Annotated in this window: 1 protein-coding gene; it reads left to right on the top strand. The window is 70.2% G+C overall.

What is annotated here, in order from left to right; translation table 11 throughout:
- On the top strand, positions 1-275 hold a 275-nt coding region (locus SB822_RS56925; protein WP_410859080.1), incomplete at both ends, for an aminotransferase class III-fold pyridoxal phosphate-dependent enzyme.

Consider the following 275-nt stretch of genomic DNA (forward strand, 5'->3'; position numbering starts at 1 on the left):
CGACCTGTTCGACCGCCATCCCGGCGAGATCTGCGCGGTCATCCTCGAACCACGGCTGCAGTGCGCCGGCGGCATGCGCATGCATGACCCGCTCTACCTCAAGCGCGCGCGCGAACTGTGCGATGCCCACGGCGCCTTCCTGATCGCCGACGAGATCGCCACCGGCTTCGGCCGCACCGGCACCATGTTCGCCTGCGAACAGGCCGGGGTGATGCCCGACCTGCTGTGCCTGTCCAAGGGCCTGACCGGCGGCTTCCTGCCGCTGTCGGCGGTGC

This window comes from Paraburkholderia sp. SIMBA_054 (assembly GCF_046534875.1).
In the GTDB taxonomy this organism is placed as follows: domain Bacteria; phylum Pseudomonadota; class Gammaproteobacteria; order Burkholderiales; family Burkholderiaceae; genus Paraburkholderia; species Paraburkholderia hospita.